Genomic DNA, 14,041 nt, shown 5'->3' with positions numbered 1-14,041 from the left:
GGCGGGCCGTCAAGGGCAAGCCGCCGCAAGCGGCGGTGCTACGCACCCTTGACAGCCCACTCCCGGCTGTGCTCAATAGTAGGCGGCGACGGGGGATATACCACCAGAGCCTCTATGTAAAAATGCGCGGGGACAACGATTGCTTTGGGACATTTTGTCTCGAAGTCACTACGCGACAATTTAGACTTTGCGGGTAGAACGGCCGGGGCCGCCTTGATAACCAAAACAGGGCGGCCACCAGCAGGCCCCGGCCATATCGCGCAAAAAAGCCGCCCTGTTTTCAAGGACGGCTTTCTGTGTAATGTGATAGTTTCAATCTGTTTCCTTGTGTTTTCGTCAAAAATCTTTTGTTTTCGTGTTCCTAATAAGAGTTAATCATATGAATGCCATCCTAGGCATGGCCGCCATTGCGGAGCACCAGCTGGACGACCGGGACAGGCTGGCGGACTGCCTGGAAAAAATCCGCTCCTCCGGCAACCTCCTCCTGGGGCTGATCAACGAGGTACTGGACATGTCTAAAATTGAATCTGGCAAAATCGGCCTCAATGAAAGTGCCTTCCGCCTCAGCGACTGTCTGACCGCCGCTGTGCAGATGATCCGCCCTGACGCCGAGGGCAAAGGCCAGCAGCTCTCCCTGGCTATCTCCGTACAAAGCGATGCCGTCCGCGGGGATCCCACCCGAGTGCAGCAAATCCTCCTCAACCTGCTGTCCAACGCGGTAAAATACACCGGTGAAGGCGGCCACATCTCCTTGAAAGTGGAAGAAAAGCTCTCCGGTAAGAGCGGGGTCGGCTGCTTTGAATTCCTGGTGGAGGACGATGGGATCGGCATGTCCCAAGAGTTCCTCGGCAAGGTGTTCACCCCCTTTGAACGGGCGGAAGGCCCCCGGGTGAATGCGGTCCAGGGCACCGGCCTCGGCCTTGCCATCACCCACAACCTGGTGCAGATGATGAACGGTACCATCCGGGTGGAAAGCAAGCTGGGCGAAGGCACCCGGTTTGTGGTAACTATCTTCTTAAAACTAGCCCAGCAAGGGGCATCCGAACCGGCCAGCACCGATCCAGCGGTGGAACTTCCCCCCTTCCCAGTGGGGACAAAGCTCCTTTTGGTGGAGGACAACGATCTCAACCGGGAAATCGCCCAGGAGCTATTAGGCATGGCCGGCTTGGACACCGTCAACGCCAGCGATGGCCAGCAGGCGGTGGATCTCTTTTCCTCCAACCCGCCAGGGACCTTCGCTTTGATTTTAATGGACATCCAGATGCCGGTGATGAACGGCTATGAAGCTGCCACAGCCATCCGCCGTCTGGCGGAAACCGGACAAAGGCCTGACGCAGCCACTATCCCCATCATCGCCCTGACTGCCAACGCCTTTGCCGACGACGCCTACCGCGCTCGGCAGGCCGGTATGAACGAACATGTGGCCAAACCCTTAGAAATGGACCGCCTGTTGGGGGTGCTCCACCGCTGGATCAGCTGACCTAGCCCATTTGGCACTGCCATTCCATATTTGCACTTAAAAAGGCGGAGAGATTTCTCTCCGCCCTTTTGCGCTATTTTTAATTGTTACCAAGTCAGAGCATCCAAGCCCGCCTTTAAATCTGCGATGATATCCTCTGGGTTTTCCAAGCCCACCGACAACCGCACCAATCCCTCAGAGATGCCCACTGCTTTAAGCTCCTCTGCACTATAGGGGGAATGGGTCATGGATGCAGGGTGCTCGATGAGGGTTTCTGCGTCACCCAAGCTGACTGCCAAAGTGCACAGCTTCAAACTGTTGAGGAGTTTCGCTCCGTTGGCACGGCCGCCCTTGACCTCAAAGGAGATCATGGCACCGGGGCGGGACATCTGCTTCTTAGCGACCTCGTGGCCGGGGTGCTCCGGCAAGCCGGGGAAGTTGATGGCCTCCACCGCGGGGTGGCCTTTGAGGAACTCCACGATCTTCTTTGCAGAATCGCAGTGGCGATCCATCCGCACCTCCAATGTCTTCATGCCGCGGAGGATCAAAAACGACTCAAAGGGACCGATGACCGAGCCGGTCATATCCTTGATGCCGAACAGCTTGACCTGGGATATGTAATCGGCTTTTCCCACCACAGCGCCAGCGATGACATCTCCATGTCCATTCATGTACTTGGTGAGGGAGTGGACCACCACATCCGCTCCCAGTTCCAGGGGACGCTGGAGATAAGGGGTGGCAAAGGTGTTGTCACAAATCACCTTGATTTCTGGATTGTAAGCGTGTACCAGGTCGCTGACCGCCTTGATGTCGGTGATTTTCAGGTTGGGGTTGGCCGGGGTTTCCAGGTACACCACAGTGGTGTTAGGGCGCAGGGCGGCCTCGATCTCCTCCAAGCTGCTGGTGTCCACAAAGCTGACATCCACGCCATAGCGGGAGATGCCGTGGGACAGGTATGCATAGGTGCAGCCATACAGCGTGCCGTCGGAGATGATGTGATCCCCCGCCTTGCAGATGGTCCAGATGGCCGAGGTGATGGCCCCCATGCCGGAACTGGTGACCGCGGCGGCTTCCCCGTTTTCCAAAGCGGCAATCTTCTCCTCCAAAATGGTAGAGGTGGGGTTGCCCAACCGGGAGTAAATATACCCGCGCTCCTCTCCGGCAAAGCGGGCGGCACCCTGCTCACAGCTGTCGAACACGAAGGTCGAAGTTTGGTAAATAGGGGTGGTCAGTGCTCCATTGACGGTGTCCTTTTTGTTCCCGGCGTGGATGGCGCGGGTCCCGAAACCGTAGTTGCTTTTCTCCATCACAGATTCCTCCTTGCTGTCGTGGGTGATTTCCTTACAATTCCATTATAGCTTTTCAACAAAAATAGTGATAATATGTTTTTGAAATGGTTTGTTATATCCAAAAGGAATAACCAACTGGAGATTATTTCTAACAGCTATGGAAATGCACCAAGAAAAAGGGAGGGGTTCTATGACATTTCAACAACTACAATATGTCCTGGAGGTGGCCCGCTGCGGTTCCATCAACAAAGCTGCCCAGGGGCTTTTTGTCTCCCAGTCGAGCATCAGCAAATTGCTTAAGGATTTGGAGGAGGAATTGGGGGTCACCCTCTTTTGCCGGACTAACCGGGGCATCACCGTCACCGACCAGGGCAAGGAGTTCATCGGCTATGCCCGAATTTTAGTGGAGCAGAAGAGGCGGCTGGAGGGGCTTTACTCTGCCAAGGAAGAGACCCCTTCCCTGCACTTTTCCATCTCCTCCCAGCACTATCCCTTTGCAGTGGATGGGTTCCTGCGCTTTCTCGGGGACTGCAACCCTCCCCAGTATGTGCTGCACATGATAGAAACCGACATGTACCAGGTCATTGAGGACGTCTACCAAAGCCGCAGTGAAATCGGGGTGATCTTCCTTTCCAACCTCACCGAAACCTTTATCAAGAAGGTGCTCAAATCCAAAGGCCTTGTCTTTCACCAGCTGCAAAGCCTCCTCCCCCATGTGTATGTGGGGGTCCAGCACCCTTTAGCGGGACGGGAATCGGTGCGGCTGGAAGAAATTGAAACCTACCCCATTGTGGTGTTTGAGCAGGAAAGCGGGGTGGGGATGGATTTTTCAGAGGAAATCGCCCTCCTGGACCTGCGGCGCACTGGCCGGATCATCTACATCAAAGACCGCTCCACCTTCTACAATGTTGTGGAAAACACCGATGCCTTCTCCATCGGCAGCGGCATTCTGCCCCGTCGGTTCAGCAGCGACCGGGTGGTTTCTATCCCTATCGCAGGGGAGCAGGACGCCATGAAACTGGGGTGGATTGCTCATCAGGACAAGCCGGTCACCCGAGAGATGACCGCATTTCTCCACCACATGACCGAAGCCCTCAACGACGCCCTCTCCCCGTCGGAGGAGATGCGCCAGTAGAAAAACCCCCTCCACAGTTGGAGGGGGGAGTTGTTGGGCTGGGGCTGCCGCAATAAGGGAACTTCCCCCATTGTGGTCGCCGCGGCAAAACTATACAATTTGGATATTTTTTAATCCATTTTACTATTTAGATTAAAATTGATACTCTCGAGGTGGGTTCCCGGAGAAGTCAGCGAGTACGGCGCGGGCCTCTTCCAAGTAGAACACCACAAAAATTGGGTTGTCTGCGGTCTGGTACTGGCTTTTGACAATGGGGTTGCCCATACACATCTCCTTGGCCTCCCGGCTGTCTTCAAACACGGCTTTGCCGCTGAGCCGGATCCAGGCGTAAGCAGGGCTTGCCACCGATACTTCCACATAGGGGTTTTCCACAATATCCCGGTAGACATCTTTTTGGTTGTTGGTGCAGAACCACAATTTGCCGTCCAGTTCCCCGGCGAACATAAAGGGGCGGCATTTGGCCCTGCCGTCCCGGCCAACGGTTGCCAGATACTGCACTGGGTTTTCCCGCAGAAAGGCGATTGCTTCATTCATGATTTGTACCTCCTTGGAATGGGTTTGCTTGGGGCTTGCTTTTTCCCCCTGCTGCCTTTATAATAAATCCATAGAGTAATTATGTAAAGTAAGCATAATTTTGTACTGTAGGTACCAAAATGATACTATTGGATTTACAAAGGGGATGATTCCATGTCTGAAAGAACTGCCACCCAGTTGCCCGCCTGCCCAGTAGAGACCACACTATCCCTGATCAGCGACAAGTGGAAGGTCCTGATCCTGCGGGACCTCCTGCCCGGGACCAAACGGTTCGGGGAGCTGAAAAAATCCATTGGCCACGTCTCTCAAAAAGTGTTGACTGCCCAGCTGCGGGAGATGGAGGCAAGCGGCCTCCTCACACGGACAGTCTATGCCGAGGTTCCACCCCGGGTGGAGTACACCTTGACCGATTTGGGGTATAGTCTCAAACCCATTCTGGACGCCATGTGGGACTGGGGGGAAGGATACCAGGAAAAGTGCCGCCAATAGCCCTCTTCCGTTTGACAATTTCCCCCTACGACAGTACAATGGATATCGTAGTGGCCCAAAAGGGGATAAGCTGCGTTTCATGCCGCTTTCGCCGGTGGGGCCTCCCCATTTTTCCGAATAGAATTGGGGGAAATCGCCCATGCTGGTCTGAGAATGGATGGATATGGAGGTTGGCTGTATGAACCAAAAGCGGATTTTAATGATAATTGGCTCCCTGCGGAAGGAATCGTTCCAGCGGCAGTTGGCCCAATTGGCCCAGGAAATGCTGGGGGAACGGGCTGAGGTCGCGTTTCTCGATTACACGCAGGTTCCCTTTTTTAATCAGGATATGGAATTCCCTGTGCCGCTGCCGGTGGCGCAGGTCCGGGAGGCAGTCTCCCGGGCGGATGGGGTATGGCTCTTTGTCCCTGAATACAACCACAGCCTCCCCGGTGTTCTGAAAAACCTGCTGGATTGGCTCTCCCGTCCCAATCAGCCTGGGGAAGCAACCTGCCTCTTTGGCAAACCAGTCACCTTTTCCGGGGCTGGCGGAGCTGCGGGTACCGCCTGCGTCCAGGACCATTTGATGATGCTTCTCTCTGTCCTGGGCATGAAGATGATGGCAGTCCCCCGCACCGGGATCCCCCTGTCTCCCGAGGCGTTCAAAAGCAACTGCCTTTCCCTCACCGAGAGCCAGGAAGGACGCCTGCGCAAACAGGCGGAGGCATTTCTCACCTTCTTAGATTAACAAATCTCCCCATCTGCATATACAGATGGGGAGATTCTTTTTCCAATTGCGTTCCGAAGGCCTTATCCCCGGTGGAGGCCGGTTTGGGCTGGGCCATCGATCCGGTTGCCCTTGTAGTCAAACCGGGAACCATGGCAGGGGCAATCCCAGCTTTTTTCATCGGGATTCCACTCCAGCTGGCATCCAAGATGAGGGCAGCGGGTGGACACCAGGAAGACCTCCCCTGCCTCATCCCGGTAAGCACCCACCTTCTCTTCCCCCCACTCCACGATGCCGCCGTGGCCAGGCTGCAAATCCTTGAGCAGAGCCCGCGGCGGTTCCAGAAGCTGGCTGCCCAGGCCTTTGACCGCTTGGAGGCCGTTTTCCAAAAAGGTTTTAGCCGAGGCGCCTGGGGTGAACCGCTGGGGGGAAAAAACCTCCCAATCCGGGTTTTCCCGGCCTAGAATCCGGTCGGAAATCAGTTGGGCCGCCACCATGGAATGGGTCATTCCCCATTTTCCAAACCCGGTGGCCACATACCAATTGGGGGTGGATTCGGCAAACTGCCCAATATAGGGAACCCCATCCAGGGTCATGCAGTCCTGGGCGGACCAGCGGGCTGCCTCCCGGCTCTGCGGCCAGAATTCTTTTGCCGCATCGGCGAGGGAGCGGTATTTCCCCCCGGATCGGTTGTCCCCCGTGCGGTGGTTGCCGCCGCCCAGGAGGAGATATTCCCCTGCGTTGCGCATGGACCAGCCTCCCTCTTCATCGACGCCATAATAGACGCCATCCAGCTTTTGGGCACCTTCCAGGGCGATCACATAACTGCGCTCCTGGTGCATCCGGGCAAAGTACATCCCCGGCAGGTTGAGGAACGGGTAATGGGTGGCAAAGACAATCTCCTCCGCAGTGACCCGCCCTCCTGGAGTGACCAAGGCATCCCCCTCCACTGAGAGGACCGGTGTTTCCTCATACACCGTCAGCTTCGGCAGAATCCCCTGGAGAAATTCCAGGGGATGGAACTGGGACTGATTTTCAAACCGGACTGCCCCCGCCACCGGAAAAGGAAGGGTGGTATCCATGGTGAAGGCTGCATCAAAGCCTAAAGATTTGGCAGCGTCTGCCTCCCGGCGCAGAGGCTCTTCCTCCAACCGGGAATACAGGTAGGCGGGAAGCTCCTCCATCCAGCAGGAAATCCCCAAATCCCCGGCGATCTGGCGGTATTGCTCAATGGCCCGTTGGTTGGCGTGGGCATATTGCTGGGCCTTTTCCCGGCCTAGGGTATCCAGCAGTTTGTGGTAGATCATGCCGTGCTGGGCGGTGATTTTGGCCGTGGTGTTGCCAGTCTGGCCGCCTGCCACCCGGTCCGCCTCCAGCACCACTGCCTCCACCCCATTGCGCTCGAGGAAAAGTGCAGTCAGCAGCCCCGCCATGCCCCCGCCTACAATGGCGCATTGCACTTGTAAATCTTGTCCCAGCACCCGTTGGCGGGGCAGTTCCACCGTCTTTTTCCATAAGGATTCCATATGTTTTCACCTCCTCTTTAGGATGGGCAAAAACCGTGGAATTACCCCTTCAAAGGGTGAAATCCCGGCGATTTTTTCCTGGGCAGAGGAGATAAAATTTATTTCAAAAAGTGATAGATCTTGGTTCCATTTTGTCCGCATTCTGATTGGGTAATACCCCGCCTTTTCCCTTTGAGACAAACCGTTTATCTAGGGGATTCTGTTTTTGCAAGCCGTTTCTTGCCTCAGCGCGGCCCCTCTTTGCCATCAGTGAGCTTCCAAAAAGTGGATATCACAGCAGCCATACATTTTTTCCTGTATATCAATGTTTTACACAAAAATTCGCTCTTTTCTCCAAAAACCTCTCATTTTATCTCTGCCAGGCCAGGGGATTCTCCAAACTTTTGACAAATACTTGACAAATTTCTCCTTTTCGTTCTATACTGGGGCTACAACAAAACACCTCTTCGCCACTGGCAGATAAGTGGACAAAACCACAGGGCGGCGCAGGGGATTGGGTTTACGCCGGCTGCCTGGGCAACATGGATGGATACACCATCTGTGTTGCCCTTTTTGTTTTGTCCGGTTGGCAGCCGGGGCACCTGTCAAAAGAAAGGGGAGCATCACCATGGAATTTGCAGCTTGGAAGGGATTCAAAGGCGGGCACTGGCAGCAGGAGATCGACCTGCGGGATTTTATCCAACAGAACTACACCCCCTATCTGGGGGATGAAGGCTTCCTCACCCCTGCCACAGATCGGACAAAAAGCCTGATGCACAAACTGGAGGGCCTGTTCCGGCTGGAGCAGGAGTTCGGCGGGGTGCTGGATGTGGACACCCAGACCGTCTCCTCCCTCACCGCCTACAAGCCCGGCTACCTGGACAAGGAGAAAGAGATCATTGTGGGCCTTCAGACCGACCGGCCCCTCAAGCGGGGGGTCAACCCCTTCGGCGGCCTTCGCATGACCCGGGAAGCCTGTGAGGCTTACGGCTATCAGCTCTCCCAGAAGGTGGAAGATGAATTCCAGTACCGCACCACCCACAACGACGGGGTGTTCCGGGTGTACTCCGACGAGACCAAAGCCGCCCGCCACTGCGGCATCATCACCGGACTGCCCGATGCCTACGGCCGGGGCCGGATCATCGGGGATTACCGCCGGGTGGCCCTTTACGGCATCGACGCTTTGATGGAGGAGAAGCGCCGGGACAAGCGGCAACTTTCTTTGGAGGTCATGGACACCGACACCATCCGCCTTTCGGAGGAGCTATACCAACAGATCAACTTCTTGGGCAAGCTCAAAGAGATGGCCGCACTCTACGGCTATGACATCTCCCTGCCTGCCCAGAACGCCCGGGAAGCTGTCCAGTGGACCTATTTCGGATACCTGGGAGCCATTAAAGAGCAGAACGGCGCCGCTATGAGCCTTGGCCGGGTCTCCACCTTCCTGGACATCTATTTTGAACGGGATCTGGCTGCCGGCACCCTCACGGAGGAAGAGGCCCAGGAGATCATGGACGACTTTGTCATGAAGCTGCGGATGGCACGCCACCTGCGCACCCCCGCCTACAACGAGCTGTTCGGCGGCGACCCCATGTGGATCACCGAATCCCTGGGCGGCATGGGGGAGGACGGCCGGACCCTGGTCACCAAAAACTCCTACCGGATGCTCCACACCCTATACAACCTTGGCTCCGCCCCCGAACCCAACTTGACCATTTTGTGGAGCGAGGCCCTGCCCGAATCCTTTAAACGGTACTGCGCCAAGGTCTCCTGCGACACCGACTCCATCCAGTATGAAAACGACGACCTGATGCGCCCCATCTACGGGGACGATTACGGCATCGCCTGCTGCGTCTCGGCCATGCGGCTGGGCAAGGAGATGCAGTTCTTCGGGGCCCGGGCCAACCTGGCAAAGCTGCTGCTCATGAGCCTCAACGGCGGCAAGGATGAGCGGTACGGCATCCAGGTGGGACCGGAGGGGCCGGTTTACGAGGAGGAGATCCTAGACTATGACAAGGTCCTGGCCCGGATGGCCCCCTATCGGGACTGGCTGGCCCGTCTCTATGTCAACACCATGAACGTCATCCACTACATGCACGACAAATACGCCTATGAAAAGACCCAAATGGCCCTCCACGACACCCAGGTCCACCGCAACATGGCCTTTGGCATCGCGGGGATGAGCGTGCTGGCTGACTCCCTCTCCGCCATCAAATACGCCAAAGTGCGGGCCATCCGCGGGGAAAACGGGCTGATCACCGACTTTGTGGTGGAGGGCGATTACCCCGCCTTTGGCAACGACGACGACCGGGTGGACTCCATCGCCTGCCAGCAGGTGGAGGCGTTCTACAACGCCCTAAAACAGAACCCCACCTACCGGGATGCCACCCACACCCTATCCATCCTGACCATCACCTCCAACGTGGTGTACGGCAAAAAAACCGGCTCCACCCCCGATGGCCGCAAGGCTGGAGAGCCCTTTGCCCCCGGCGCCAACCCCATGCACAACCGGGAGAAAAACGGCGCCCTGGCCTCCCTCAACTCGGTGGCTAAACTGGATTACAACCTCTGTCGGGACGGCATCTCCAACACCTTCTCCATCGTCCCCGACGCCCTGGGCAAAACCGAGGAGGAGCGCTGCCGCAACCTCTGCGACCTTCTGGACGGCTACTTCGCCCAAAAGGCCCACCACATCAACGTCAACGTCCTGAACCGGGAGACATTGGTGGACGCCTACCACCACCCGGAGAACTACCCCAACCTGACCATCCGGGTGTCGGGGTACGCGGTCCACTTCCACAAGCTGACCCGGGAACAGCAGCGGGAGGTCATCGCCCGCACATTCCACCAAGCCATGTAGAAACGGGGGAAAACCATGGAAAACACCGGAAGAATCCACTCCTTCCAGTCCCTGGGGGCGGTAGACGGCCCTGGCCTTCGCTATGTGGTCTTTTTGCAGGGCTGTCCCCTGCGCTGCCAGTACTGCCACAACCCCGACACCTGGGATCCCGCCGGCGGCACCCCCTATACCCCCACCCAGGTGGCAGAGCAGATCGCCCGGTACCGGCCCTACCTCAAGCGTGGCGGGGTGACGGTCAGCGGGGGGGAACCCCTTGCCCAGCCGGAATTTGTAGCGGAACTGTTCCGCCTACTTCACAGCATGGGCCTCCACACCGCTCTGGACACCAGCGGCGCAGGCAACCTGCAAAAGGCACGGGAGGTACTGCTCCACACCGATTTGGTCCTCTGCGACATCAAATTTCTCTCAGAGGAGGCATACCGTCAGCGGTGCCATGGCAGCTACCAACATACCCTTGATTTCTTGAACCTGGTCCAGGAGATGGAGATCCCCCTCTGGGTGCGCCACGTGGTGGTGCCCGGCCTCACCGATTCCCCAGAGCACATCCGGGAGCTGGCCGCCAAGGCCGGAGAATACCCCAACCTGGAAAAGCTGGAGCTTCTCCCCTTTCGCAAGCTCTGCCTGACCAAGTACCAGGAGCTGGGCATTCCCTTCCCTTTGGCGGATGTCCCCGAAATGTCCCCTCAAGGAATGGGGCCTCTCTTGGCCATTGCAGAAAGCTGCGGCAAGTGCCGATCCATTCCCCTGTAACCCCTTTTTCTGTGTCAAAACCCGGGCGGAGAACCTAAATTTCCTCGCCCGGGTTTCTTTATTCGGGACAATCCGGCAAAATTCTGCAAAAAGCCCTGCAAAATCCCTCTAGATTTTGGCAGTTCGCCCTGCTCCCTTTGCTTCAAAGTGTGCTATAATAGATACAATTCTACTCTATATGATTTTCCATCCAGATAGATCCCCACATCAGATGCAAAGGAGCGTAACTTATGGCGTTTTATTTTGAAGAGCCCTCCCACACCTTTAGCGAGTATCTGTTGGTGCCCGGCTATTCCTCCGCCGCGTGCATCCCTGCCAATGTCAGCCTGAAAACCCCACTAGTCAAGTTCAAAAAGGGGGAGGAACCCGCCATCTCCATCAACATCCCCATGGTGTCCGCCATCATGCAGTCGGTCTCCGACGACAGAATGGCCGTCGCCTTGGCCCGGGAAGGCGGCATGTCCTTTATCTACGGCTCCCAGTCCATTGAAAGCGAAGCCGCTATGGTGGCCCGGGCCAAGTCCTACAAGGCCGGGTTTGTGGTCAGCGACTCCAACATCAAGCCCGACCAGACCCTGGCCGATGTGCTGGAACTTCTGCAGAAGACCGGCCACTCCACCATGGCCGTCACCGAGGACGGCACCGCCACCGGCAAACTGCTGGGCATTGTCACCAGCCGGGATTACCGGGTCAGCCGGATGGACACCTCCACCAAGGTCAGCGAGTTTATGACTGGGATGGACCACCTGGTCTATGCCGGCCCCGCCACCACCTTGAAGGAAGCCAACGACATCATCTGGGACCACAAGCTCAACAGCCTGCCCATCGTGGACGACAACGGCCACCTGATGTATATGGTCTTCCGCAAGGACTATGACTCCCACAAGGAGAACCCTTTGGAACTGCTGGACAGCCACAAGCGCTACATGGTGGGCGCGGGCATCAACACCCGCGACTATGAGGAGCGGATCCCCGCCCTGGTGGAAGCCGGCGCTGACGTGTTGTGCATCGACTCCTCCGAGGGTTTCTCCGAATGGCAGAAACGCACCTTGGACTTTATCCGCGGCAAATACGGCGACACCGTCAAGGTGGGTGCAGGCAATGTGGTGGACCGGGAAGGGTTCCGCTTCCTTGCCGAAGCCGGGGCTGACTTCATCAAGGTCGGCATCGGCGGCGGCTCCATCTGCATCACCCGGGAACAGAAGGGCATCGGCCGCGGACAGGCCACCGCCCTCATCGACGTGGCCAAGGCCCGGGATGAGTATTTTGAAGAGACCGGCGTCTACGTTCCCATCTGCTCCGACGGCGGCATCGTCTACGACTATCACATGACCCTAGCCCTTGCCATGGGCGCAGACTTCCTGATGCTGGGCCGCTACTTCGCCCGGTTTGACGAGAGCCCCACTGAGAAGGTCAACATCAACGGCAGCATTATGAAGGAGTATTGGGGCGAGGGCTCTGCCCGTGCCCGCAACTGGCAGCGGTACGACATGGGCGGCGCGGCCAAGCTTTCCTTTGTGGAGGGTGTGGACTCCTATGTACCCTACGCCGGCAGCCTGCGGGACAATGTGGCCATTAGCTTGAGCAAGGTCCGTTCCACCATGTGCAATTGCGGCGCCCTCACCATCCCCGAGCTGCAGCAGAACGCCAAGCTCACCTTGGTTTCCGCTACCAGCATTGTGGAAGGCGGCGCCCACGACGTGGTGCTCAAGGACAACGACCGCTCCAACTTCCCCAAATAACCAAAGTTCCCATCTGAATGAAAAGCCCCCGGCTTTAAGCCGGGGGCTTTTGTTATGGAACGCGTCATTTATTTCTCTTCCTGGGGCGGCACGGTTTTTAGCTGGAACCAGAATGTGCTGCCGCCCGGCGTGGATTCCACCCCATATCTCCCGCCGTGGAGTTCCAGTACCGATTTGACGATGGAGAGGCCCAATCCAGTTCCGGTCACTGCCCGCTTGTGGGTTTTATCCACCTTGTAGTACCGGTCCCAGATATAAGGCAGGTTCTCCGGGGAGACCCCTTCACCGGTGTCCCGCACCCGAACGGTGACCCACTCCCCCGCTACCGATTGTTCCACATAGATTTTTTTATCTTCACCGGTGTAGTTGATGGCATTGGTCAGCAGGTTGTAAAACACCTGGTGAATCCGGGTTTGATCCGCATGGACCCACACCGGCTGGTCATAAGAAAACTCCAGGGAATAGCCATCTTTGCGGAGCAGCTCGTTCATCCGCAGCACCGCCCCCGATAGGGAATCGGTCAGGTTATAATCGGTTAAGTTGACGCTCTGCATCCCCGACTGGAGCTTGGAGAGGTCGAGGACATCATTGACCAAAGTAGAAAGCCGCTGGGCTTCATCAATGATGATTTGGGCGTTTTCTGGGGTATTTTCATCGGGCAGATCCCGCATCACCTCGGCGTAGCCGCTGATCAGGGTCAGCGGGGTGCGCAAATCATGGGAGATGTTGGCGATCAGCTCCTGCCGAAGCCCGTCCACTTTGGAAAGCTCCTGGGCCGCATAGTTGAGGGTGGTGGAGAGCTCGTTGATCTCCCGGTAGCCGCTGCCGGAAAAGTGGACGTCATAATCCCCTGTGGCCAATTCCTTGGCCGAGCGGTTGATAGCCTCAATGGGGCTGGACACCCATTTGGAGATCACCAGGGCCAAGAGGGTGGCAAACAGCAGCATAAACCCGGCGATGTAATAAAACTGAGTTCGCAGGGTGGCTACGGTGGCATCCACTGGCGATACCAAGGCATTGATCATAATAAATACCGATTCCCCATTCTGATCCTCCATGACCTTGGAAAAGATGATGGTCTGCTGGGGGGAGTGTTCCACCTTGGGGAACGGCCCTTTGAACTTCCCAGTGTCAAAATTTGGGAGGCGGAAGCTGTCATAGTTGTAATACCCCAACAGCTCTCCGCCGTTTTCCAGGGTTTTTTGGAAAAGCCCAAACCGTTCCTCGTTGGGCATCCGGTGGATGAGGCAACCTCGCAGCGCGTCGGAGGAGACCCTTTTCTCCCCATTCTGCCATCGGATGTCCACACAGACCTCGTTGCCGAAGGAAATCTGCTCTACCAATTCCTGGAGATGCTCATTGTCTATGTTCTGCACAATGGAGTTGGCGCTCTTTTTCACCGTGCTGATTTTGATGTGTTTGTAAAAGCTGTCCAGAAAGACCACCTGGAACAGCCAGAGCAGCACCAGCAAGATGGTGCAGAAGCTGATGAGCACTGCAAAGATCTTCCATTTGATGCTGGTGTTGTCAAACCGCTTTTTGATTGCCGCAATACCCATACCCGTCCCCTTC

General features: G+C 56.8%; 11 protein-coding genes and 1 riboswitch. Of the genes, 7 read left to right on the top strand and 4 right to left on the bottom strand.

All coding sequences use genetic code 11. The annotated features are described in order from the left end of the window. Positions 1-379: 379 nt before the first annotated feature. A complete protein-coding gene (locus RDQ42_RS07760; RefSeq protein WP_308588520.1) occupies positions 380-1,480 on the top strand; it encodes an ATP-binding protein in 1,101 nt (366 codons plus the stop codon). Between the two features lie 86 nt (positions 1,481-1,566). Here RDQ42_RS07760 and megL read toward each other — a convergent pair whose 3' ends face one another. Then, complete coding sequence (gene megL / locus RDQ42_RS07755) at positions 1,567-2,766, bottom strand: methionine gamma-lyase (RefSeq protein WP_054331750.1); 1,200 nt, start codon at positions 2,764-2,766, stop codon at positions 1,567-1,569. A 172-nt stretch (positions 2,767-2,938) separates the two neighbouring features. Between megL and RDQ42_RS07750 the strand changes: the two genes are divergently transcribed. After that, positions 2,939-3,883, top strand: a complete 945-nt coding sequence (locus tag RDQ42_RS07750) for a LysR family transcriptional regulator (RefSeq protein ID WP_054331749.1) — start codon at positions 2,939-2,941, stop codon at positions 3,881-3,883. A 132-nt stretch (positions 3,884-4,015) separates the two neighbouring features. On the opposite strand, the gene RDQ42_RS07745 is transcribed toward RDQ42_RS07750, so the two are convergent. Then, positions 4,016-4,417 carry a pyridoxamine 5'-phosphate oxidase family protein gene (locus RDQ42_RS07745; protein ID WP_071427979.1) on the bottom strand — a complete coding sequence of 134 codons (402 nt, stop codon included), beginning with the start codon at positions 4,415-4,417 and terminating at the stop codon, positions 4,016-4,018. A 153-nt stretch (positions 4,418-4,570) separates the two neighbouring features. Here RDQ42_RS07745 and RDQ42_RS07740 point away from each other — a divergent pair, with 153 nt between their 5' ends. Together RDQ42_RS07740 and RDQ42_RS07735 are read left to right on the top strand one after the other, a co-directional pair. After that, a complete protein-coding gene (locus RDQ42_RS07740) occupies positions 4,571-4,906 on the top strand; it encodes a helix-turn-helix domain-containing protein (RefSeq protein ID WP_054331748.1) in 336 nt (111 codons plus the stop codon). Positions 4,907-5,084: 178 nt separating this feature from the next. Continuing rightward, positions 5,085-5,633: an NADPH-dependent FMN reductase gene (locus tag RDQ42_RS07735; protein WP_071427975.1), complete on the top strand. Its 549-nt coding sequence runs from the start codon at positions 5,085-5,087 to the stop codon at positions 5,631-5,633. 62 nt (positions 5,634-5,695) lie between these two features. Here RDQ42_RS07735 and RDQ42_RS07730 read toward each other — a convergent pair whose 3' ends face one another. Then, positions 5,696-7,138, bottom strand: coding sequence for an FAD-dependent oxidoreductase (locus RDQ42_RS07730; protein WP_054331746.1), 1,443 nt, complete (start codon positions 7,136-7,138; stop codon positions 5,696-5,698). A 438-nt stretch (positions 7,139-7,576) separates the two neighbouring features. Continuing rightward, a riboswitch (ZMP/ZTP riboswitch) is annotated at positions 7,577-7,663 on the top strand. An 82-nt stretch (positions 7,664-7,745) separates the two neighbouring features. On the opposite strand from RDQ42_RS07730, the gene pflB reads away from it, so the two are divergent. From pflB to RDQ42_RS07715, 3 genes are all read left to right on the top strand, one after another. Then, positions 7,746-9,977: a formate C-acetyltransferase gene (gene pflB / locus RDQ42_RS07725; RefSeq protein WP_308588519.1), complete on the top strand. Its 2,232-nt coding sequence runs from the start codon at positions 7,746-7,748 to the stop codon at positions 9,975-9,977. A 15-nt stretch (positions 9,978-9,992) separates the two neighbouring features. Next, positions 9,993-10,727 carry a pyruvate formate-lyase-activating protein gene (gene pflA, locus RDQ42_RS07720; RefSeq protein ID WP_054331744.1) on the top strand — a complete coding sequence of 245 codons (735 nt, stop codon included), beginning with the start codon at positions 9,993-9,995 and terminating at the stop codon, positions 10,725-10,727. 230 nt (positions 10,728-10,957) lie between these two features. After that, positions 10,958-12,469 carry an IMP dehydrogenase gene (locus RDQ42_RS07715; protein ID WP_308588518.1) on the top strand — a complete coding sequence of 504 codons (1,512 nt, stop codon included), beginning with the start codon at positions 10,958-10,960 and terminating at the stop codon, positions 12,467-12,469. A gap of 68 nt (positions 12,470-12,537) precedes the next feature. On the opposite strand, the gene RDQ42_RS07710 is transcribed toward RDQ42_RS07715, so the two are convergent. After that, positions 12,538-14,028 (bottom strand): HAMP domain-containing sensor histidine kinase, encoded by a 1,491-nt coding sequence (locus tag RDQ42_RS07710; RefSeq protein ID WP_308588517.1) that lies wholly within the window; start codon positions 14,026-14,028, stop codon positions 12,538-12,540. Between the last annotated feature and the right edge of the window lie 13 nt (positions 14,029-14,041).

Origin of the sequence: uncultured Merdimmobilis sp. (genome assembly GCF_902471145.1) — a bacterium.
Taxonomy (GTDB): Bacteria; Bacillota; Clostridia; order Oscillospirales; family Ruminococcaceae; genus Merdimmobilis; species Merdimmobilis hominis.
Note: the sequence above shows the minus strand (reverse complement) of the source record. Positions and strands in the feature narration are given on the sequence as shown.

What these genes read in the sequence shown, in the direction of transcription:
- RDQ42_RS07760 (WP_308588520.1), top strand. Translation starts at nt 380, where the DNA reads ATGAATGCCATCCTAGGCATGGCCGCCATTGCGGAGCACCAGCTGGAC.
- megL (WP_054331750.1), bottom strand. Translation starts at nt 2,766, where the DNA reads ATGGAGAAAAGCAACTACGGTTTCGGGACCCGCGCCATCCACGCCGGG.
- RDQ42_RS07750 (WP_054331749.1), top strand. Translation starts at nt 2,939, where the DNA reads ATGACATTTCAACAACTACAATATGTCCTGGAGGTGGCCCGCTGCGGT.
- RDQ42_RS07745 (WP_071427979.1), bottom strand. Translation starts at nt 4,417, where the DNA reads ATGAATGAAGCAATCGCCTTTCTGCGGGAAAACCCAGTGCAGTATCTG.
- RDQ42_RS07740 (WP_054331748.1), top strand. Translation starts at nt 4,571, where the DNA reads ATGTCTGAAAGAACTGCCACCCAGTTGCCCGCCTGCCCAGTAGAGACC.
- RDQ42_RS07735 (WP_071427975.1), top strand. Translation starts at nt 5,085, where the DNA reads ATGAACCAAAAGCGGATTTTAATGATAATTGGCTCCCTGCGGAAGGAA.
- RDQ42_RS07730 (WP_054331746.1), bottom strand. Translation starts at nt 7,138, where the DNA reads ATGGAATCCTTATGGAAAAAGACGGTGGAACTGCCCCGCCAACGGGTG.
- pflB (WP_308588519.1), top strand. Translation starts at nt 7,746, where the DNA reads ATGGAATTTGCAGCTTGGAAGGGATTCAAAGGCGGGCACTGGCAGCAG.
- pflA (WP_054331744.1), top strand. Translation starts at nt 9,993, where the DNA reads ATGGAAAACACCGGAAGAATCCACTCCTTCCAGTCCCTGGGGGCGGTA.
- RDQ42_RS07715 (WP_308588518.1), top strand. Translation starts at nt 10,958, where the DNA reads ATGGCGTTTTATTTTGAAGAGCCCTCCCACACCTTTAGCGAGTATCTG.
- RDQ42_RS07710 (WP_308588517.1), bottom strand. Translation starts at nt 14,028, where the DNA reads ATGGGTATTGCGGCAATCAAAAAGCGGTTTGACAACACCAGCATCAAA.